This window comes from Enterobacter cloacae complex sp. P14RS, assembly GCF_014895895.1.
GTDB lineage: Bacteria > Pseudomonadota > Gammaproteobacteria > Enterobacterales > Enterobacteriaceae > Enterobacter > Enterobacter bugandensis.
In genome coordinates, this window is the sequence record NZ_JADBQM010000010.1 from 1 (window position 1) to 19,948 (window position 19,948).

Genomic DNA, 19,948 nt, shown 5'->3' on the forward strand with positions numbered 1-19,948 from the left:
TCGTAATGAATTACGTATGTTCACTCAGAGACTTGGTATTCATTTTTCGTCCGAGGACGTTAAGAATCCATGTCACTTTGAGTGCCCACACAGATTGTCTGATAAATTGTTAAAGAGCAGTGCAACGCGGCTTTCGCTCACCGTTGCGAGGTGGCGTATATTACGCTTTCCTCTTTCAGAGTCAAGCGTTTATTTTCGCTGTTCTCTGCTGACCCGGCGGCGTGTGTGCCGTTGTTCCGTGTCAGTGGAGGCGCATTATAGGGAGTTATTCTGAAGTGACAAGCACAAAATACAAAAAACTTTTCGTTCGCTCACTTTTCAAACTTAACGCTTATTTAAGTCGCGAATCGCCCGCTAAATGGGCAATTTCCCGCGCAAAACTGGCCACCTGCGACCAGTCGGTATAAACCACTTCTTTACGCGTATCGGTTTCGCCACCCGTCATCTTCATTATCAGGCGGATCATGAAGCGGTCATACCAGCGGTAGCGAGGATAGCGCAGCGCACCGGCAAAGACGGCGCACAGGTCTGGCTGCCACGGCGAGCCGAGCAAAAATTTGCGCGTGTAGCTGTTGGTCTGCGGCGTACGCTTCTCAGCTTTACGGGCAACCAGATTGACCGAGTAAAACGCGCCCGGCAATGTGTTGAGTAACGCCGTATGCTTTTTCACAAAGCGATCCAGCGCCGGATGGAAGTGTCCGTAACGAATGGAGGCGCCAATCACCACGCGATCGTACTCCTGCCAGGCAATCTCCTCTGCGCGATTCAGGTTCACCACATCCGAGTAAATGCCCAGCTCTTTTAATTCCGACGCCAGATACGCGGCAATCTCACGCGTTTGTCCGTCTCGCGTAGAGAAAAGAATCAGTGTTTTCATCAACGGCTCCTTATTCGCGCCAGAATGTTGGGGTAAACAGCACCAGCAGCGTAAAGACCTCAAGACGACCAAACAGCATATTGGCAATAAGGATCCATTTCGCAACCGGATTCATGCTGGCAAAGTTATCCGCCACAACCCCCAGGCCAGGCCCGAGGTTGTTTAGTGTTGCGACGACGGACGCAAAAGCGGAGAAATCATCCACTCCCGTCGCGATGATCGCCAGCATGCTGACGATAAAGACCAGCGCATACGCCGAGAAGAACCCCCACACCGCTTCGAGGATACGTTCCGGTAGCGCGCGGTTCCCCAGCTTAATGCTGTAGACCGCATTCGGGTGGACCAGGCGCTTCAGCTCACGGTTCCCCTGCTTGAACAGGAGCAGAATACGAATCACCTTCAGACCACCGCCCGTCGACCCGGCGCAGCCGCCGATAAACGCGGAGCACAGCAGAAGTACCGGCAGGAACAGCGGCCAGCGCGCGATGCTGTCCGTGGTAAACCCGGCGGTCGTCGCCATCGACACCACCTGGAAAAACGCCTGATTGAGCGTGGTCAGCGCCGAGTTGTAAACATCATGGAACCACAGCACCAGGGTGCAGATGACGACCAGGGTAAGCTGGACGCCAATGAACATGCGAAACTCAGGATCGCGCCAGTACACCTTCAGGCTACGTCCGCTCAGTAAAGAGAAGTGCAGGCCGTAGTTACAGCCGGAGATCAGCAGGAAAATCGCAATGATGGTGTTAATCGTTGGGCTGTCGAAGTACCCCACGCTGGCATCGTGAGTGGAGAACCCGCCGATAGCAATTGTCGCAAAGCTGTGCCCGATAGCATCGAAGGCAGGCATCCCGGCAAACCACAGCGCCAGCGCGCAGGCTACCGTCAGCAAAACATAAATCAGCCACAGGGTTTTCGCCGTCTCGGCAATACGCGGGCGCATCTTATTATCTTTCAGCGGCCCCGGCATTTCAGCCCTGTACAGCTGCATCCCCCCGACGCCCAGAATCGGCAGGATGGCCACCGCCAGGACGATGATCCCCATCCCCCCGAACCACTGCAGCATCTGGCGATAAAAGAGAATAGCGTGGGGTAACGAATCCAGCCCCACCAGCGTCGTCGCACCGGTGGTCGTTAAACCGGAAAACGATTCAAAAAAGGCATCCGTGATGCTGAGGTTAGGCTGCTCAGAGAAGATAAAGGGCAGCGAACCGACGCTTCCCAGCACCGTCCAGAACAGGACCACAATCAGAAAGCCTTCGCGAGATTTCAGCTCACCTTTCTGACGACGGTTCGGCCACCACAGCAGCGAGCCGATCGCCAGCGCGACAAAGAAGGTCTGGGTAAAAGCCCGCCCCGCGCCGTCCCGGTAGATAAGCGCCACCAGTCCAGGGAGAATCATCGTCCCCGAAAAGAGTATGACCAGCAGTCCAACGATTCGGGTTATGGCACGAAAATGCATCTCTGCCGCTTCCTTTGGTATTCAAAAAGTGAGGTGGGGATTATTCTTCAATCGGCAGCAATTGCAACGAACCGCGACTGAAATCAGCCAGTTTTGCTGAAAAAGCAGCCAGTTCTGCCTGAGGAAGCGCCACGCGTAATTGCACCATTGCCTGGTAATCACTGTGCGCAATCACGCCGTTAAATTGTTTGAGCAGTGTTTCAATGCCCGATAGCTGAGCGTAATCGCACAATAAAGTATATTCGGTGAGCGGCGTTTTGCGGGTGGTCGTCAGGATATTCAGTGCCTGCTGCACTCCACCGCCATACGCTTTAACCAGCCCGCCCGTGCCCAAGAGGATGCCGCCGTAGTAGCGCACCACCACGGCGGTAATTTCACCCACGCCGCTGCCCATCAGCTGGGAGAGCATGGGTTTACCGGCTGTGCCCGCCGGTTCACCGTCGTCTGAAAAACCGAGCTGTTGCGAATCGTCCGGTGGCCCTGCCACCCACGCCACGCAGTGGTGACGTGCGTCAGGGTGCTCCGCGCGAACGGACTCGACAAACGCTTTCGCCGCCTCTACGCCGTCAGTGTGCGCCAGCAGCGTAATAAAGCGGCTTTTCTTGATTTCCTCAACAAAGGTGACCGGTTCAGCCGGTATCAGCCAGCTTTCCATCAGGCCAGCTTCAGGTCTCGCGTCATATTCTCGATACCGTTCTCGTGAACCACCACGTTATCTTCGATACGAATGCCGCCAAACGGTTTCAGCGCGTCGATTTTTTCCCAGTTGAAGTGCTTGCTGAACTGCCCTTCACGCCACGGCGCCAGCAGGGATTCAATAAAGTAGATCCCCGGCTCGATGGTCAATACCATGCGCGGCTCAAGAATACGGGTGCAGCGCAGGTAAGGATATTTAGACGGTGCCGCCAGGTGCGTGCCGGTATCATCCTGCATGAAGCCCGCAACGTCGTGAACCTGCAGGCCCAGCGGGTGGCCGATACCGTGCGGCATGAATGGTCCAGTCAGGTCGTTTTCGACCATCGCCTCTTCGCTCATGTCTTTCACAATCTGATGCTTACGCAGCAGTTTGGCAATGCGCTGATGGAACTGGATGTGGTAATCCACGTAGCTGGTTCCGGCCTTCATGGTGCCAATCAATGCCAGCTGTTCGTCGTTTACGTCCTTAATAAGCTGCGCAAAATCGGTATCCGCATTCGCCGCCCAGGTGCGGGTCAGATCGGCCGCATAGCCGTTGTACTCTGCGCCTGCGTCCAGCAGGAAGCTGCGCATCTCAGACGGAACCTGATGATCCAGTTTGGTGTAGTGGAGAACAGACGCATGCTCATTCAGCGCGACGATGTTGCTGTACGGTACGTCGGTGTCACGATGACCGGTTGCGGTCAGGTAGGCCAGGTTGATATCGAACTCGCTCATGCCTGACTGGAACGCTTCGTGCGCGGCGCGGTGGCCATTCACCGCCGTTTTTTGCGCTTCACGCATGCAGTAGAGTTCATAGTCAGTTTTATACGCGCGGTAATAGTGCAGGTAATCCAGCACGCCTTTCGGATTGAGTTTGTCAGCCGGAATATCCAGACCGAGCGCACGTTCAGGCACAGGGCCAATGTAGCCGATGTTGCCGCGCGCCGCTGGCAGCTGGCTGCCAATGCCGTCCGCTTTTGGCAGGGCGATCACCTCAATTTCTTCGGTCCAGAAAGAGGTCGGCAGCGGTTCGACGTTGTGCCAGTAATCAACCGGCAGGTAGAACCACAGTTTCGGCTTGTTAACGCCGTCCACCAGAAGCCAGCAATTCGGAACCTGTGTCACCGGCACCCAGGCTTTAAACTGCGGGTTAACCTTAAACGGATAGGCGTGGTCATCAAGAAAAGTATTCATCAGCTCGCCGGAGTGGATCAGAAGAGCATCCAGCTTGAAGCGGGCCAGTACATCGCGGGTACGTTCCTGTAGGGTAACGATATGATTTTTATAAAGCGAAGCCAGTGAGTCCATCATTCTTCCTTTCGTTTTTTTGACCTCAAGTCATCGCATCTTAGCACACCTCACTCCGGCTGCGTGATTTCCACCGACCGTGATCAACGCAGCAATTTCTTAATGAGTAATTTGCATTTTATTAACATAAATTCCACACTCCGTCTCATCTGGTATGACCAGATCCACTTGCTGGATTCAGGAGACTGACATGCTTTACAAAGGCGACACCCTGTACCTCAACTGGCTGGAAGATGGCATTGCCGAACTGGTGTTCGATGCCCCCGGCTCAGTGAATAAGCTTGATACCGCGACGGTGGCCAGTCTTGGCCAGGCGCTGGAATTACTTGAAAAGCAATCTGAATTAAAAGGGCTGCTGCTGCGTTCTAACAAAGCGGCCTTTATTGTCGGTGCCGATATCACCGAATTTCTTTCGCTGTTCCAGGTTCCGGAAGAACAGCTGAGCCAGTGGCTGCACTTTGCCAACAGCGTCTTTAATCGTCTGGAAGATCTGCCTGTTCCAACGATCTCTGCCGTGAACGGCTACGCGCTGGGCGGCGGCTGCGAGTGCGTGCTGGCGACCGACTACCGTCTGGCGACGCCGGACCTGCGTATCGGCCTGCCGGAAACCAAGCTGGGCATCATGCCGGGCTTTGGCGGTTCCGTGCGTATGCCGCGCATGCTGGGCGCCGATAGCGCCCTGGAAATCATTGCCGCTGGTAAAGACGTGGGTGCAGAACAGGCGCAGAAAATCGGCCTGGTCGACGGCGTCGTGAAACCAGAGAAGCTGGTTGAAGGTGCACTCGCCATTCTGCGTCAGGCGATTAACGGCGATTTGGACTGGAAAGCCAAACGTCAGCCGAAGCTGGAGCCGTTAAAGCTCAGCAAGATTGAAGCCACCATGAGCTTCACCATCGCCAAAGGCATGGTGATGCAGACGGCGGGTAAACACTACCCGGCGCCAATCACGGCGGTGAAAACCATTGAAGCGGCAGCCCGCTTTGGCCGCGACGAAGCCCTGAAGCTGGAAAACCAGAGCTTTGTTCCGCTGGCGCACACCAATGAAGCCCGCGCGCTGGTTGGTATCTTCCTCAACGATCAGTTCGTGAAGGGCAAAGCCAAACAGCTGACCAAAAACGTTGAGACGCCAAAACACGCGGCGGTACTCGGCGCGGGGATTATGGGTGGCGGCATCGCTTACCAGTCGGCCTGGAAAGGCGTGCCGGTAGTGATGAAAGACATCAGCGAAAAATCCCTGACGCTGGGCATGACCGAAGCGGCCAAGCTGCTGAACAAACAGCTTGAGCGCGGCAAAATTGACGGGCTGAAGCTCGCAGGCGTGATCTCCACCATCCAGCCCGTGCTGGAATACAGCGGTTTTGATCGTGTCGACGTGGTGGTCGAAGCCGTCGTCGAGAACCCGAAGGTCAAAAAAGCGGTGCTGGCGGAAACGGAAGACAAGGTTCGCCCGGATACCGTGCTGGCCTCTAACACCTCCACCATCCCCATCAGCGAACTGGCGAGCGTGCTGAAGCGTCCGGAAAACTTCTGCGGTATGCACTTCTTCAACCCGGTACATCGTATGCCGCTGGTCGAAGTGATCCGCGGGGAAAAAACCTCTGACGAAACCATCGCTAGAGTCGTGGCGTGGGCAAGCAAGATGGGTAAAACGCCGATCGTCGTTAATGACTGCCCAGGCTTCTTTGTGAACCGCGTGCTGTTCCCGTACTTCGCCGGCTTCAGCCAACTGCTGCGCGACGGCGCGGACTTCCGCAAAATCGACAAAGTAATGGAAAAACAGTTCGGCTGGCCGATGGGCCCGGCGTATCTGCTGGATGTCGTCGGCATTGATACCGCCCACCACGCGCAGGCCGTCATGGCGGCGGGCTTCCCGCAGCGCATGCAGAAAGATTATCGCGATGCCATTGACGCCCTCTTTGACGCCAACCGCTTCGGACAGAAAAACGGCCTGGGCTTCTGGCGTTATAAAGAAGACAGCAAAGGCAAACCGAAGAAAGAAGAAGATGCGGCGGTGGATGGCCTGCTGGCCGACGTATGCCAGCCGAAACGCGACTTCACCGACGACGAAATTATTGCCCGCATGATGATTCCGATGATCAACGAAGTGGTCCGTTGCCTGGAAGAAGGCATTATCGCCAGCCCGGCAGAAGCGGATATGGCGTTGGTATACGGTCTGGGCTTCCCTCCGTTCCACGGCGGCGCGTTCCGCTGGCTGGATACGCTCGGCAGCGCCCGCTATCTCGATATGGCGCAGCAGTATCAGCACCTCGGCCCGCTTTATGAAGTGCCGGAAGGGCTGCGTAACAAAGCGCGCCATAACGAACCCTACTATCCAGCAGTTGAACCAGCCCGTCCGGTTGGCGCGCTGAAAACGGCTTAAGGAGTCACAATGGAAAAGGTTGTCATTGTTGATGCAATTCGCACCCCGATGGGCCGTTCAAAAGGCGGTGCGTTCCGTAATGTGCGAGCGGAAGATCTCTCCGCGCACCTGATGCGTAGCCTGCTGGCGCGTAACCCGGCGCTGGACCCAGCAGCGCTCGACGATATCTACTGGGGCTGCGTGCAGCAAACGCTGGAGCAGGGCTTCAACATCGCCCGCAACGCGTCGCTGCTGGCGGAGATCCCGCATTCGGTTCCGGCGGTCACCGTCAACCGCCTGTGTGGTTCGTCGATGCAGGCCCTGCACGACGCGGCGCGCATGATCATGACCGGCGATGCGCAGGCCTGTCTGGTCGGCGGCGTTGAACACATGGGACACGTGCCGATGAGCCACGGGGTCGATTTCCATCCGGGCATGAGCCGCAACGTGGCGAAAGCCGCAGGCATGATGGGCCTTACCGCCGAGATGCTCTCCCGCCTGCACGGCATCAGTCGTGAAATGCAGGATGCTTTTGCCGCGCGCTCTCACGCCCGCGCCTGGGCCGCCACGCAGTCCGGTGCCTTCAAGAATGAGATCATCCCCACCGGCGGCCACGATGCAGACGGCGTACTGAAGCAGTTCAGCTACGACGAAGTTATTCGCCCGGAAACGACGGTCGAAGCGCTTTCTACCCTGCGTCCGGCATTTGATCCGGTCACCGGTACGGTAACGGCAGGGACGTCGTCGGCGCTGTCCGACGGTGCCGCCGCGATGCTGGTGATGAGCGAAAGCCGCGCCCGCGAATTGGGCCTGACGCCACGCGCTCGCGTGCGTTCGATGGCGGTGGTGGGCTGCGATCCTTCAATCATGGGTTACGGCCCGGTTCCGGCCTCGAAGCTGGCGCTGAAAAAAGCGGGCTTAACTGCCAGCGATATCGATCTGTTCGAGATGAACGAAGCGTTTGCCGCGCAGATCCTGCCATGCATTAAAGATCTGGGGCTGATGGAGCAGATCGACGAGAAGATTAACCTCAACGGCGGCGCGATCGCCCTCGGTCACCCGCTGGGCTGTTCCGGGGCGCGTATCAGCACGACGCTGATTAACCTGATGGAACGCAAAGATGCCCAGTTTGGTCTGGCAACGATGTGTATCGGCCTGGGTCAGGGTATCGCGACGGTGTTTGAGAGAGTGTAAGTAAGGAAAAGTATCTCAAAGCCAATGACGTCAGAACAAGGCGGCAAGCGAGCGAATCCCGATGAGCTTACATTAGTAAGTGATTCGGGTGACCGAGCGCAGCCAACGCAGTTATGGCGTCATTGGCGAAGAGAGACAGTTTAGTTGCCGTTCTTCCCGCCTGTCAGGGGCGGGTTTTTTATTTAAATGAAGGCAAACGCATCGCCAAACAGGCGATCTTCACGCGCATCGCGTTCGTTACAGAACAGGTCGCGGGCAATTTTCGCCATCTCGAAACGGCCTGCAATGTAGATATCATGTCCTGCCAGCGTGCCGTGATCCTGCAGTACCGCCGTCAGCACCGTCCCGCTACGTCCACGCCAGCCCTCTTCCGGCTGCTCGACCACTGGCTCAATGCGCAGGTTAGGATGGTTAACGCTCAGCGCTTCCAGTTCAGACAGGTCGTACAGGTGCTTCTCTTCACGGCCGCCCCAGTAGATAGTGATGTCACGGTCTGGATTACGCGCCAGCGCGGTCAACAGAATAGAGCGCACATAGGAGAAGCCCGTACCGCCCGCGATCAGAATCAGCGGACGGTCTTCGTCATCACGCAACCACGCATCGCCGTGAGGAATGTCGACCACAATCTCACGCTCTTTCAGGATGCGGTCCATCACGGCCATCGCGTACAGGTTAAGCTCAGACGCACCAATATGCAGCTCAATAAATTCCTGCTCTGCTGGCGTAGAGGCCATAGAGAAAGGACGCTTATCACGCTCATCCATCACCACCATCAGGTACTGACCGGCACGGAATGAGAATGCCGCTTCAGGAACCAAACGGACGCGATATACGGTGTCGGTAATAGCATCTACCGACGTCACTTTACAGCTTAAGGTTGTCACTCGCTCTCTCTGTCGGGAAGTCTATAGGGCTTAACGGTCAGCTCAGGGTTTACCGTTATTCATTATGGCCAGTTCGTCCCAGATCGCGTCAATTCGCGCGGTCACAGCAGGATCTTTTTTGATCGGGCGACCCCATTCACGGTCGGTTTCGCCAGGCCATTTATTTGTGGCATCCAGTCCCATCTTTGAGCCAAGACCGGAAACCGGCGAGGCAAAATCCAGATAATCTATCGGCGTATTTTCGACTAACACCGTATCACGCGCAGGATCCATTCGCGTGGTTATCGCCCAGATAACGTCGTTCCAGTCACGGGCGTTAACGTCATCATCGCAGACAATAACAAATTTGGTATACATAAACTGGCGCAGGAAAGACCATACGCCCATCATCACGCGTTTAGCATGTCCGGGATACTGCTTCTTCATCGTGACCACCGCCATGCGATACGAGCATCCTTCAGGCGGCAGATAAAAATCAACGATTTCCGGGAACTGCTTTTGCAGGATCGGCACAAAAACTTCGTTCAGCGCCACGCCGAGCACCGCCGGTTCATCCGGTGGGCGGCCAGTATAGGTGGAGTGATAAATCGCATCTTCACGCTGAGTAACATGCGTGACGGTAAACACCGGGAAGTTATCCACTTCGTTGTAATAGCCAGTGTGATCGCCGTATGGGCCTTCTGGCGCCATTTCACCCTGCTCAATGTAACCTTCCAGCACAATTTCGGCGCTGGCCGGCACTTCGAGATCGTTGGAGATACACTTCACGACCTCGGTTTTAGTCCCGCGCAGCAGGCCAGCAAACGCATATTCAGAGAGCGTATCCGGTACGGGCGTGACCGCCCCCAGAATGGTGGCCGGATCGGCACCTAACGCGACAGACACCGGGAACCGTTCACCCGGATGTGCAACACACCACTCCTGGAAATCCAGCGCGCCGCCGCGGTGCGACAGCCAGCGCATGATGAGCTTATTCTTGCCAATCAGCTGCTGGCGATAAATACCGAGGTTTTGCCGCTCTTTATGCGGTCCGCGCGTCACGGTGAGGCCCCAGGTGATCAGCGGCGCAGCATCTTCAGGCCAGCACTGCATGATAGGGATTTTGGTGAGATCCACCGCATCGCCTTCCAGCACTTTCTGCTGACACGGCGCGCCGCGCAGGCGTTTGGTGGGCATGTTCAACACCTGCTTAAACTGCGGCAGCTTATCGAACAGATCGCGGAAACCTTTCGGTGGCTCAGGCTCTTTCAGAAATGCCAGCAGTTTCCCCACTTCACGCAGCGCGGTAACGTCTTCTTGCCCCATTCCCAGCGCGACACGACGCGGGGTGCCAAACAGGTTGCACAGCACCGGCATTGAGTAACCTTTTGGATTTTCAAACAGTAATGCAGGGCCACCGGCACGCAGGGTGCGGTCAGCAATTTCTGTCATTTCCAGATAAGGATCAACAGGAAGTGTAATGCGTTTCAGTTCACCCTGCTTTTCCAGCAGCGTCAGGAAGTCGCGGAGATCGTGGTATTTCATGCAGTTAGTCATGGCCTCTCTGTAAGCGCTTCATTATACGGCGTAAGCCTGCTTGATGCTGTAATTTTGTTAAATTAGCGTGAACTTATCCGCTGTGTTCGAATTTCCCCCATTATAATCAACTTAGCGATCCCTCTAGGGTTTTGATATGCTTGCGCCCCGAACTAAGGGAAAGAGTGATTATGCAGGCCTGGTATTTACTGTATTGCAAACGCGGGCAACTTCAGCGCGCGCAGGAACATCTTGAACGTCAGTCTGTAAATTGTCTGACACCCGTGATCACGCTTGAAAAAATGCAGCGCGGGAAGCGCACAACCGTCAGTGAGCCTTTATTCCCGAACTATCTGTTCGTGGAGTTCGACCCTGAGGTGATCCACACCACTACCATCAGCGCAACGCGCGGCGTCAGCCACTTCGTTCGTTTTGGTGCCCACCCGGCAACCGTTCCGTCGACCGTCATTCATCAGCTGTCTGTTTATCAACAGCCTGAAGGGATCACCGACCCGGAAACCCCTTACGCGGGTGATAGCGTCGTCATTACCGAAGGCGCATTCGAAGGCCTGCAGGCGATTTTCGCCGAGCCGGACGGTGAAGCGCGCTCCATGCTGTTGCTCAATCTGCTGAACAAGCAGGTGCTGCAGAGCGTGAAAAACACCGACTTCCGCAAAGTTTAAACGTTTATCCCGAACAGGCGACGCACGTTGTCATCCGTCTGCGCGGAAAGCCAGTGCGGATCCTCTCCGCGCCAGTGCGCTACGCGCTCAACAATGTGCCCCAGCAAGGCGGGCTCGTTTCGCCGCGATGCTGGTTTGGGCTTCATATCTCGCGGCAGCAGGTATGGCGCATCGGTTTCAAGAAGCAAACGGTCTGCCGGGATTATCGGCAGCAGCTCGCGAAGCTCAAGCCCGCGGCGCTCATCACACACCCAACCGGTGATCCCCAGATACAAACCGCGGTTCAGGCAATCCAGCGCTTCCTGGCGAGACCCGGTGAAGCAGTGGAGCACTGCGCCGGGCAGTTTATCCAGCCACGGGTCAAGCAGTGCGAGAAAACGTTCATGCGCATCGCGACAGTGCATAAAGACGGGCATTTCAAGCTCTGCCGCCAGCGCAAGCTGGGCAGTGAACGCCTTTTCCTGTTCTTCAGGCGTGGAGAAATTGCGGTTAAAATCGAGCCCGCACTCGCCAATAGCCACCACCTCTGCCGTTTTTGCCAGCGTGCGCAGGATTTCTGCGCTCTCCGCCGTCCACTGGCTGCTGTCATGAGGGTGGACGCCGGCGGTTGACCAGCAGTGTTGATAGCGTTGCGCCAGCAGCAGTGCCTGCTCGCTCTCATGCAGGTTGGTCCCGGTCAGGAGCAGCCCTTTTACGCCAGCCTCAAAAGCACGCGCAACCACCTCGTCACGATCTTTCGCAAACTGCGAGCTGGTCAGGTTGAGTCCGATATCAAACATGCGATTCCCCATAGAACAACCGCCCTGACGGGCGGCTGGTTTTACTCTTCAGTGGTCTTTTCGGACGCATCGTCTTCATCGTCCGACCGGCGTCCTTTTCCCACGTAGAAACGCGAGAAGAATACGCCAACCTCAAACAGGCAGTACATCGGTATTGCCAGCAGCGTTTGTGAGAAGACGTCCGGCGGCGTCAGCAGCATGCCGACTACGAAGGCGCCCACCAGAATATAGGGACGCTTCTTACGCAGGTCATCAGGGGTGGTTACCCCAACCCAGCAGAGCAGCACAATGGCCACCGGCACTTCAAACGCCACACCGAACGCCATAAACAGCGCCATCACAAAGCTGAGGTAGCTGGCGATATCCGTCGATACCTGAACCCCTTCCGGCGCGGTATGCGTCAGGAAGCCAAAGGCCAGCGGGAAGACAACGAAGTAGGCAAACGCCATGCCGATATAGAACAGCAGCGAACTGGAGACCAGCAGCGGGATCACCAGTTTACGTTCGTGCCTGTACAGTGCTGGCGCCACAAATGCCCATACCTGATAAAGGATGACGGGTGCAGACGCAATCAACGACACCCAGAAGGTGAGCTTAATCGGAGTGAAAAACGGTGATGCAACGTCTGTTGCAATCATCGTTGCCCCCAGCGGCATCTGCTTGATCAGCGGCGCAGAAACCACCTGATAAATATCGTTGGCGAAATAGACCAGGCACAGGAATATGAGGAATACCGCAATAATGCAGTTTAACAGGCGCTTACGCAGCTCAATAAGGTGCGTAATAAGCGGTTGAGTATCATCTACTGCCATAGTTACGCTTTATCACTCGACGAGGGGGATGATTCGGAAACAGGCGCGGCGGGTTTCGCTTCAGCCGCTTTTACCACCGGCTCTTCCGGCTGCGCCCGTTTTTTCAGTTCAGTTTCCTGCGGCGTTTGTTCAGGCGCTGCGGCCTGGTGCTCCGCACTCGCTGGCGTCACGCCCTCACGCTGCGCTTCGCTGTCCTTCACCACCGGGTTATGAATAGTGTTCGCTTCATCGCTCGCTTTTTCAGGATCGTTAACGCTGTAAGAGCGCTTCATGGATTCCGCCGCTTCGCGCAGCTCATCCATTGAGGCTTTCAGTTCCGGCGTCAGGTTATCCATGCTCGCCTTTTCAACCTTTTTCAGGCTTTCCTGAAATTCCTGCAGCTTAAGTTCCTGCGCCAGCTCGTTCTGAACGGTCGAAGCCAGCGATCTTAGCGCTCGAACCCAGCCCACGACGGTTTTCACCGCTACCGGCAGACGTTGCGGCCCCAGCACGATCAGACCAATCACAAAGACCAGCAGCAGCTCACTAAAACCAATGTCGAACACGACTTACACCTGCTCTTTATCGTGGCGTTTAGCGTCTTCCTTTTTGGCATCTTCTTGCTTATCGGAGATGGATTTAGCAGTAAAGTCAGCGTCCTGGCTGGTTTTATCCTGCTTGCTCTCATCATCGCTCATTGCTTTCTTGAAGCCTTTGATAGACGCGCCCAGATCGGAACCAATAGAACCGAGCTTTTTGGTGCCAAACAGCAGCACAACGATGACGGCAATAATGACTAATTGCCAGATACTGATACCACCCATACATATTCCTCAGGGATAGATGATTAATTGGTCAGGTCGCATTATACGTATGCGACCTGTCGATGGCGATGCAAACTCAGCGCGTTTTTCTCCATCCTGCAAGCCAGACAACAACCCCGCCAGCCATCAGCCAGGCGGGCATCATCTGCCAGTCAGGACGGTTGATCAGCAGCAATGTACCGCTCAGCAGCAGCGTTGCGCCAATGCCAAAGAGGTAGCGTGACTGTCCCTGGCGCACACGGCTGGACTGAAGCTCGCGGGCGATTTTATCCATGCTGTGCTGAAGATTCTTGCTCTGACGCAAACTGTCGTAAACCAGTTCAGGAATTTCAGGCATTTTTTCGATCCAGAACGGTCCTTTCTCTTTCAACGAACGCACCAGCGCTGGAAGGCCAACCTGATCCTTAATCCAGGATTCCAGGAAAGGTTTAGCCGTCTTCCACAAGTCTAACTGAGGATAGAGTTGTCGACCTACACCCTCAACGTAAAGTAATGTTTTCTGAAGTAAAACTAACTGTGGCTGAACTTCCATATTAAAGCGGCGGGCCGTATTGAACAGGTTTAACAGCACGTGTCCAAAAGAGATCTCTGCCAGCGGTTTTTCAAAAATCGGTTCGCAAACGGTACGGATAGCAAACTCGAACTCTTCGACGTTGGTGTCTGGCGGAACCCAGCCGGAATCCACATGCAGCTCGGCCACCTTACGGTAGTCGCGGTTGAAGAAGGCGATGAAGTTCTCAGCCAGATAACGTTTATCTTCTTTATTCAGCGAGCCCACAATTCCGCAGTCGATACCGATGTATTTCGGATCCTCAGGATGCTCATAGCTCACGAAGATATTGCCCGGATGCATGTCCGCATGGAAAAAACTGTCGCGGAATACCTGGGTAAAGAAGACCTGCACGCCACGTTCGGCCAGCAGCTTCATGTTCGTTCCCTGCTTCTCCAGGGCCACCACATCCGAAACCGGAATACCGTAGATGCGCTCCATGACCATCATGTTCTGGCTGCAATAGTCTGAATAGACTTCAGGCACGTAGAGCATCGGGCTGTTTTCAAAATTGCGGCGCAGCTGAATGGCGTTTGCCGATTCTCGCAGCAGATTAAGCTCATCAATCAGCGTTTTTTCATATTCCCGCACCACTTCCATCGGGCGCAGTCGACGGCCGTCCGGCAGCAGACGCGGAACCCAGCGCGCCAGACGATAAATTAGCTTCATGTCGGCTTTGATGATCGGCAGGATATCCGGGCGGATCACCTTGATCACCACCTCTTTGCCGTTCTCTTTCAGACGCGCAGTGTGCACCTGAGCGATAGAAGCCGACGCCAGCGGTTCTATTTCGAAATCGTCAAACCAGGTTTCAACGGGAAGGTTACCCATCGCCTCCTCGATCTGTTTCTTCGCTCTCACCCCGTCAAACGGGGCGACACGGTCCTGCAGCATCGCCAGTTCATCGGCAATGTGCGGCGGGAAGAGATCGCGGCGAGTTGAGAGCATCTGTCCGAACTTAATCCATACCGGGCCGAGCTCCTGCAGCGCCAGACGCAGGCGTTCACCCAGCGGCTGACCTTTATGGCGATTTGGCATCCAGAACAGCGTCCGCCGCCAGATCCTGAGCGGCAGCGTGATACGCATTTTGGGGATGAGCTCGTCGAGCCCGTAACTCAAAAAGGTGTGGATGATAAAATAGAGGCGCCGAATTTCACCAGGCGTCATTTGCCCTCCAGTTTTTCCAGCCGTTTGCTTAGGGCATCAACCGCACGTTCAACCGCGGCCGTCTCTTCTGCGAACCACGCAACTTCCAGCGGCCCGGGCGCCATGCGCCACTCTTCGGTCAGCACTTCTGCGGCATAACGCTGTTGGCGTTGCAGATTTTTGCGCAGGAACGCCGTGCCGCCATGAATAACTTTCCCGATCCCTTCAGCGGCGATGTCGCCAATAAAAGGCGCCAGCAGCTCTGCCGGGTCAAACTCAGCCAGATCGCTGAGCGCAACGAAGTTCTGCACGACCTGGATGTCGCCTTCCACTTCCAGCTCACCGCTGCGGATAAGCGCCGTTAATTGCTGGCGATCGCGCAGTTTTGGCAGCACGCTCATATGGGTAATGACCGAGCAATCAGCTTCACCTTCCCACTCACCCAGAACGTCAAGCTGACGTTCGCTGAAAACCAGCACGAGCGGCGTCGAGAACTCTTTTAACACAATGCGCAGTACCTTCCCGTTTAGCCGCTGACGTGCGGCTTTCAGCGCCGGAGCGCGATACAGGAAGGCATTCAGCACATTCTCGATGCCTGCGGTGACTAAGGGTTTAAAGGGCACGGGACACCTCCACTCAGAATTTGTAACCGCGATGCAGCGCGACGACACCCGCCGTCATGTTGAAGTACTCAACGTTCTCAAATTCCGCATCCTGCATCATGGCTTTTAAGGTGTCCTGATCCGGATGCATGCGAATTGATTCCGCCAGATAGCGATAGCTTTCCGCGTCGTTTGCCACCAGTTCGCCAATACGCGGCAGCACGTGGAAGGAATATGCGTCGTAGGCTTTGCTCAGCGGGTCGATAATCGGTTTAGAGAACTCGAGCACCAGCAGGCGTCCACCCGGCTTCAACACGCGGTACATGGAACGCAGCGCTTTTTCTTTATCGGTGACGTTACGCAGACCGAAGGAAATCGTGATGCAGTCAAAAGTATTGTCCGGGAACGGCAGCGCTTCGGCGTTGGCCTGCACGTATTCCACGTTACCCACCACGCCGATGTTACGCAGCTTTTCGCGTCCCATTTTAAGCATGGAGTCATTAATATCAGCCAATACAACGCGACCGGTTTCGCCCACCAGACGGGAGAATTTCGCCGTCAGATCGCCCGTACCGCCAGCCAGATCGAGAACCGTTTGTCCACGACGCACACCGCTGCAGTCGATGGTGAAGCGCTTCCACAAGCGATGAATGCCGAACGACATCAAGTCATTCATCACATCGTACTTCGCCGCCACGGAATGAAATACGTGGGCCACCATGTCAGCTTTCTGCGCTTTGGCTACAGTCTGAAAGCCAAAGTGCGTCGTGTCTTGTGAATCGTCAACCATCTCAGAGCCTGCTAATCAGTCAAATGTTCGTGAAGTGTAACAGATTGGGCGCAATTGCCCTACGATTCAACCACCGCGAAAGAAACGCGCTGGCTGCTCGTCTGGCGATAAATCCGCCGCTAAATCGTTGTCCTGGTTGGGGGTATTTTGTTCATCCCCGCCCTCACGCAGTCGGAACTCTTCGTCCTGGGCTGTGGCCTGTTCGACCAATTCCGGATTAATCTCGCGTTTAACCTCCACTCCCAGGCTGCGGAATGCTTCAGCCTGCGCAAGCAGGTTGCCACGCCCGGAGGAGAGCTTTTTCATCGCCTGGCGGTAGTTATCCTGCGCACGATCCAGGCTTTGCCCGACGGAGGACATGTCGTCCACGAAGAGGCGCATTTTGTCGTACAGCTTGCTGGCGCGGTCGGCAATCTGCTGCGCGTTACGGCTCTGGTGCTCATAGCGCCACAGGTTCGCAATGGTGCGTAAGGCCACCAGCAGCGTGGTGGGGCTGACCAGCATAATGTTATTTTTCAGCGCTTCGGTGATCAGTTCGGGCTGTCTGTCGAGCGCCAGCAAAAACGCGGGTTCGACCGGGATAAACATCAGCACGTAGTCCAGCGAGCGCAGCCCCGGCAGCTGCTGATAATCTTTTCTGCCCAGCAGGCGAATATGGTTACGCACGGAGGCAATGTGCTCCTGCAGCGCCGATTCGCGCGTATAGTCATCTTCAGCGTTGAAGTAGCGCTCATAGGCCACCAGCGTCATTTTGGCGTCAATGACCACATCTTTGCCCTGCGGCAGACGCACAATCACATCCGGCTGCATTCGCGAGCGGGCATCGTTTTCGATACTCACCTGCGTTTCGTATTCATACCCTTCCCGCAGGCCAGAGGCCTCCAGCACGCGGGTGAGCACCACTTCCCCCCAGTTACCCTGGGTTTTGTTATCGCCTTTCAGCGCCCGCGTCAGGTTGACCGCCTCCTGCGCCATCTGGGCATTCAGCTGTTGAAGATTGCGGATCTCATGCGCCAGCGTGTGGCGTTCGCGGGCTTCCTGACCAAAGCTGTCCTGTACCTGACGGCGAAAGCCGTCCAGCTGTTCGCGCAGCGGCGTCAGCAGGCTGTTCAGGCTCTGGCGATTTTGCTCATCAACGCGGCGGTTGCTGTGCTCGAAAATGCGGTTGGCGAGGTTCTCGAACTGCTCGCTGAGGCGCTGCTCGCTGTTGAGCATCTGGCGGATTTTGTCTTCGGCATGCAGTTGGGTGGATTCAAGGCGGGTAGTCACTTCGCGGAGATCGGCCTCCAGCGAGGTGTTGATGTCGCGCAGGTTACGCAGTTCGTTATTGAGCAGTTCACACTCGTCGCGCCAGTGGTCGCTTAGGGCAAGCTGCTGTTTTGCGGCGCTTAAATCGGCGACGATCTCTTCGCGTTCAGCCAACTGCTCGGCCTTCTGCTGTGCATGCTGATAGCTGGATATCAGCCAGCCTATCGCCACGCCAGCCAGCGCAATTACCGCATAAATAAGGATTGAGATATCCACAATGCCCCCTGCATCAACGTATTACCCGCACAAAATAAGATTGTGCTGTATAAACGTCCAGTTTGAAAGGGTTTTCCTGCGAGGCGCTACGCAAAAAATAAAGGCCGAACGCGTCGGCCTTTTATCTCAGAGAGGAAGACTAGATCAGGCGGCGAGCCGCTTCAACCACGATTTTTACCGCGTGACTTTCTGTCTGCTTCATGGTTTCGGCGTTCGGGATCTCCTGCTGGGTGCGGTTGACGATAACGCCCGCCACCATACCGGCACGCAGACCCTGGCTTGCGCACATGGTCAGCAGCGTTGCGGATTCCATCTCGTAGTTCATCACGCCCATGGATTGCCACTCTTCCATTGAGCCTTTGAAGCGGCTCACTACGCGGCCTGAGAAGGTGTCGTAACGCTCCTGGCCCGGATAGAAGGTATCAGAAGAGGCAGTTACGCCCACGTGAGTGGTTGCGCCCACGGATTTCGCCGCTTCAACCAGCGCGGTGGTGCACTCGAAGTCAGCCACTGCCGGAAATTCCATCGGTGCAAAGTGCAGGCTTGCGCCGTCCAGACGCACGGATGCGGTCGTCACCAGCACGTCGCCGACGTTAATGTGCGGCTGAATCGCGCCGGTGGTGCCGATACGCAGGAAAGTACGAATGCCCAGCTGCGCCAGCTCTTCCACGGCGATAGAGGTAGACGGGCCACCGATACCGGTAGAGCACACAATCACCGCTTTGCCATCCAGCTCTGCGCGCCAGGTGGTGAATTCACGATGGGCAGCCAGCTTGACCGGCTTATCCATCAGCGCGGCGATCTTTTCCACACGCTCTGGGTCGCCAGGGACGATAGCGAGCGTAGCCCCTTGTAAATCATTTTTAGTGAGGCCGAGATGAAAAACATCAGACTTAGACATAGGTGACTCCTCTGTGGGTCGGTTAGTCAGAAGAAGTAAAACGGTACTTTACAGAAGCGGTAAGCATAATTTCGTGACACATCTCACCATGAATGAAAATGATTGCATTGAATTTCCATCAAAAGGTGACTCACATCACATTAACAAGTTATATCGTCGGGTGCTGCACAAAAGATAGACCGTTTAAGGCACTGTGAGTTGTTAACCTGGTGTCTATATTTACCTTTGCGCTAACTCATTGGTACGGAGAATGCCATGACTGAAAAAACCGGATTTGCACCTGCTGCGGCTCCGCATGCTTCAACCATCGTCTCAACGTCTGAAGACGCCATCACGGCAGGTGAGACCTCTATTCCCTCGCAGGGAGAGAACATGCCTGCTTATCACGCACGACCAAAATCGGCGGACGGCCCGCTGCCCATCGTGATTGTGGTTCAGGAAATTTTCGGTGTTCACGAACATATTCGCGACCTCTGCCGCCGCCTGGCGCTTGAAGGCTATCTGGCCGTTGCGCCAGAGCTCTACTTCCGTCAGGGCGATCCGAATGACTACAGTGATATCCCGACGCTGTTCAGCAACCTGGTCAGCAAAGTGCCGGACGCGCAGGTGCTGGCAGACCTCGACCACGTCGCCAGCTGGGCGGCGCGCAACGGCGGCGACCCGCACCGCTTAATGGTCACCGGTTTCTGCTGGGGTGGACGCATTAGCTGGCTGTATGCCGCGCATAACCCGCAGCTGAAAGCCGCCGTTGCCTGGTACGGCAAACTGGTGGGCGAAAAGACGCTGAACTCACCGAAGCATCCGGTTGATATCGCTACCGATCTCAATGCCCCGGTGTTAGGGCTGTATGGCGGCCAGGATACCGGCATTCCGCTTGATACCGTCGAGACGATGCGCCACGCGCTGCGGGCGGCGAACGCGAAGGCCGAAATCGTGGTGTATCCCGATGCCGGACACGCGTTTAATGCCGATTATCGTCCGAGCTATCACGCGGAATCCGCTAAAGATGGCTGGCAGAGAATGCTGGCATGGTTTAGCCAGTACGGCGGGAAGAAAGCATAAAAAAAAGCCCGGGGGGCGG

General features: G+C 55.8%; 19 protein-coding genes. 4 read left to right on the plus strand and 15 right to left on the minus strand.

All coding sequences use genetic code 11. The features are described from left to right. Positions 1–331 precede the first annotated feature (331 nt). Genes hemG through pepQ form a run of 4 tightly spaced genes read right to left on the minus strand, consistent with a single transcriptional unit; the run spans position 332 to position 4,325 of the window. Entirely contained in the window at positions 332–877 is a 546-nt protein-coding gene (hemG, locus tag IM295_RS08905; RefSeq protein WP_193066571.1) for a menaquinone-dependent protoporphyrinogen IX dehydrogenase, read from the minus strand. A gap of 10 nt (positions 878–887) precedes the next feature. Then, positions 888–2,339: a Trk system potassium transporter TrkH gene (gene trkH, locus IM295_RS08910; RefSeq protein WP_013099227.1), complete on the minus strand. Its 1,452-nt coding sequence runs from the start codon at positions 2,337–2,339 to the stop codon at positions 888–890. 40 nt (positions 2,340–2,379) lie between these two features. Beyond that, complete coding sequence (locus tag IM295_RS08915; RefSeq protein WP_041911843.1) at positions 2,380–2,994, minus strand: IMPACT family protein; 615 nt, start codon at positions 2,992–2,994, stop codon at positions 2,380–2,382. Further along, positions 2,994–4,325, minus strand: coding sequence for a Xaa-Pro dipeptidase (pepQ, locus tag IM295_RS08920; protein ID WP_028014769.1), 1,332 nt, complete (start codon positions 4,323–4,325; stop codon positions 2,994–2,996). The genes IM295_RS08915 and pepQ overlap by 1 nt, the downstream gene beginning before the upstream one ends. 190 nt (positions 4,326–4,515) lie before the next feature. Here pepQ and fadB point away from each other — a divergent pair, with 190 nt between their 5' ends. Both fadB and fadA read left to right on the plus strand, forming a co-directional pair. Further along, positions 4,516–6,705: a fatty acid oxidation complex subunit alpha FadB gene (gene fadB, locus IM295_RS08925; RefSeq protein WP_193066572.1), complete on the plus strand. Its 2,190-nt coding sequence runs from the start codon at positions 4,516–4,518 to the stop codon at positions 6,703–6,705. Positions 6,706–6,714: 9 nt separating this feature from the next. Further along, positions 6,715–7,878: an acetyl-CoA C-acyltransferase FadA gene (gene fadA / locus IM295_RS08930; protein ID WP_008501515.1), complete on the plus strand. Its 1,164-nt coding sequence runs from the start codon at positions 6,715–6,717 to the stop codon at positions 7,876–7,878. A gap of 182 nt (positions 7,879–8,060) precedes the next feature. Here the strand turns inward: fadA and fre are convergent, their stop codons facing one another. Together fre and ubiD are read right to left on the minus strand one after the other, a co-directional pair. Continuing rightward, on the minus strand, positions 8,061–8,762 hold the full coding sequence (gene fre / locus IM295_RS08935) for an NAD(P)H-flavin reductase (protein WP_028014772.1): 702 nt from the start codon (positions 8,760–8,762) through the stop codon (positions 8,061–8,063). 42 nt (positions 8,763–8,804) lie between these two features. Then, positions 8,805–10,298: a 4-hydroxy-3-polyprenylbenzoate decarboxylase gene (gene ubiD, locus IM295_RS08940; protein WP_193066573.1), complete on the minus strand. Its 1,494-nt coding sequence runs from the start codon at positions 10,296–10,298 to the stop codon at positions 8,805–8,807. 170 nt (positions 10,299–10,468) lie between these two features. Between ubiD and rfaH the strand changes: the two genes are divergently transcribed. Further along, a complete protein-coding gene (gene rfaH / locus IM295_RS08945) occupies positions 10,469–10,960 on the plus strand; it encodes a transcription/translation regulatory transformer protein RfaH (protein WP_020882871.1) in 492 nt (163 codons plus the stop codon). Here the strand turns inward: rfaH and tatD are convergent. From tatD to udp, 9 genes are all read right to left on the minus strand, one after another. After that, on the minus strand, positions 10,957–11,739 hold the full coding sequence (tatD, locus tag IM295_RS08950) for a 3'-5' ssDNA/RNA exonuclease TatD (RefSeq protein ID WP_048998620.1): 783 nt from the start codon (positions 11,737–11,739) through the stop codon (positions 10,957–10,959). The two genes, rfaH and tatD, sit on opposite strands and share 4 nt — an antisense overlap. A gap of 41 nt (positions 11,740–11,780) precedes the next feature. Continuing rightward, positions 11,781–12,551, minus strand: coding sequence for a Sec-independent protein translocase subunit TatC (gene tatC / locus IM295_RS08955; protein ID WP_028014775.1), 771 nt, complete (start codon positions 12,549–12,551; stop codon positions 11,781–11,783). Positions 12,552–12,553: 2 nt separating this feature from the next. Further along, positions 12,554–13,096, minus strand: a complete 543-nt coding sequence (gene tatB / locus IM295_RS08960) for a Sec-independent protein translocase protein TatB (RefSeq protein ID WP_193066574.1) — start codon at positions 13,094–13,096, stop codon at positions 12,554–12,556. 3 nt (positions 13,097–13,099) lie between these two features. Then, complete coding sequence (gene tatA, locus IM295_RS08965; protein ID WP_013099238.1) at positions 13,100–13,354, minus strand: Sec-independent protein translocase subunit TatA; 255 nt, start codon at positions 13,352–13,354, stop codon at positions 13,100–13,102. Positions 13,355–13,430: 76 nt separating this feature from the next. After that, positions 13,431–15,071 (minus strand): ubiquinone biosynthesis regulatory protein kinase UbiB, encoded by a 1,641-nt coding sequence (gene ubiB / locus IM295_RS08970; RefSeq protein WP_028014777.1) that lies wholly within the window; start codon positions 15,069–15,071, stop codon positions 13,431–13,433. Beyond that, entirely contained in the window at positions 15,068–15,673 is a 606-nt protein-coding gene (ubiJ, locus tag IM295_RS08975; protein WP_028014778.1) for a ubiquinone biosynthesis protein UbiJ, read from the minus strand. Before ubiJ ends, ubiB begins: the two co-directional genes overlap by 4 nt. A gap of 13 nt (positions 15,674–15,686) precedes the next feature. Next, positions 15,687–16,442 (minus strand): bifunctional demethylmenaquinone methyltransferase/2-methoxy-6-polyprenyl-1,4-benzoquinol methylase UbiE, encoded by a 756-nt coding sequence (ubiE, locus tag IM295_RS08980; protein ID WP_028014779.1) that lies wholly within the window; start codon positions 16,440–16,442, stop codon positions 15,687–15,689. A 66-nt stretch (positions 16,443–16,508) separates the two neighbouring features. Further along, complete coding sequence (gene rmuC / locus IM295_RS08985; protein WP_059357718.1) at positions 16,509–17,966, minus strand: DNA recombination protein RmuC; 1,458 nt, start codon at positions 17,964–17,966, stop codon at positions 16,509–16,511. Between the two features lie 139 nt (positions 17,967–18,105). Continuing rightward, positions 18,106–18,867 (minus strand): uridine phosphorylase, encoded by a 762-nt coding sequence (gene udp / locus IM295_RS08990; protein WP_003860792.1) that lies wholly within the window; start codon positions 18,865–18,867, stop codon positions 18,106–18,108. Positions 18,868–19,122: 255 nt separating this feature from the next. On the opposite strand from udp, the gene IM295_RS08995 reads away from it, so the two are divergent. Next, a complete protein-coding gene (locus IM295_RS08995; RefSeq protein ID WP_028014781.1) occupies positions 19,123–19,929 on the plus strand; it encodes a dienelactone hydrolase family protein in 807 nt (268 codons plus the stop codon). The last annotated feature ends 19 nt before the right edge of the window (positions 19,930–19,948 follow it).

Bases quoted from the DNA above. Each gene is read 5' to 3' on its own strand.
- hemG (WP_193066571.1), bottom strand. From the start codon at position 877: ATGAAAACACTGATTCTTTTCTCTACGCGAGACGGACAAACGCGTGAG.
- trkH (WP_013099227.1), bottom strand. From the start codon at position 2,339: ATGCATTTTCGTGCCATAACCCGAATCGTTGGACTGCTGGTCATACTC.
- IM295_RS08915 (WP_041911843.1), bottom strand. From the start codon at position 2,994: ATGGAAAGCTGGCTGATACCGGCTGAACCGGTCACCTTTGTTGAGGAA.
- pepQ (WP_028014769.1), bottom strand. From the start codon at position 4,325: ATGGACTCACTGGCTTCGCTTTATAAAAATCATATCGTTACCCTACAG.
- fadB (WP_193066572.1), top strand. From the start codon at position 4,516: ATGCTTTACAAAGGCGACACCCTGTACCTCAACTGGCTGGAAGATGGC.
- fadA (WP_008501515.1), top strand. From the start codon at position 6,715: ATGGAAAAGGTTGTCATTGTTGATGCAATTCGCACCCCGATGGGCCGT.
- ubiD (WP_193066573.1), bottom strand. From the start codon at position 10,298: ATGACTAACTGCATGAAATACCACGATCTCCGCGACTTCCTGACGCTG.
- rfaH (WP_020882871.1), top strand. From the start codon at position 10,469: ATGCAGGCCTGGTATTTACTGTATTGCAAACGCGGGCAACTTCAGCGC.
- tatD (WP_048998620.1), bottom strand. From the start codon at position 11,739: ATGTTTGATATCGGACTCAACCTGACCAGCTCGCAGTTTGCGAAAGAT.
- tatC (WP_028014775.1), bottom strand. From the start codon at position 12,551: ATGGCAGTAGATGATACTCAACCGCTTATTACGCACCTTATTGAGCTG.
- tatA (WP_013099238.1), bottom strand. From the start codon at position 13,354: ATGGGTGGTATCAGTATCTGGCAATTAGTCATTATTGCCGTCATCGTT.
- ubiB (WP_028014777.1), bottom strand. From the start codon at position 15,071: ATGACGCCTGGTGAAATTCGGCGCCTCTATTTTATCATCCACACCTTT.
- ubiE (WP_028014779.1), bottom strand. From the start codon at position 16,442: ATGGTTGACGATTCACAAGACACGACGCACTTTGGCTTTCAGACTGTA.
- udp (WP_003860792.1), bottom strand. From the start codon at position 18,867: ATGTCTAAGTCTGATGTTTTTCATCTCGGCCTCACTAAAAATGATTTA.
- IM295_RS08995 (WP_028014781.1), top strand. From the start codon at position 19,123: ATGACTGAAAAAACCGGATTTGCACCTGCTGCGGCTCCGCATGCTTCA.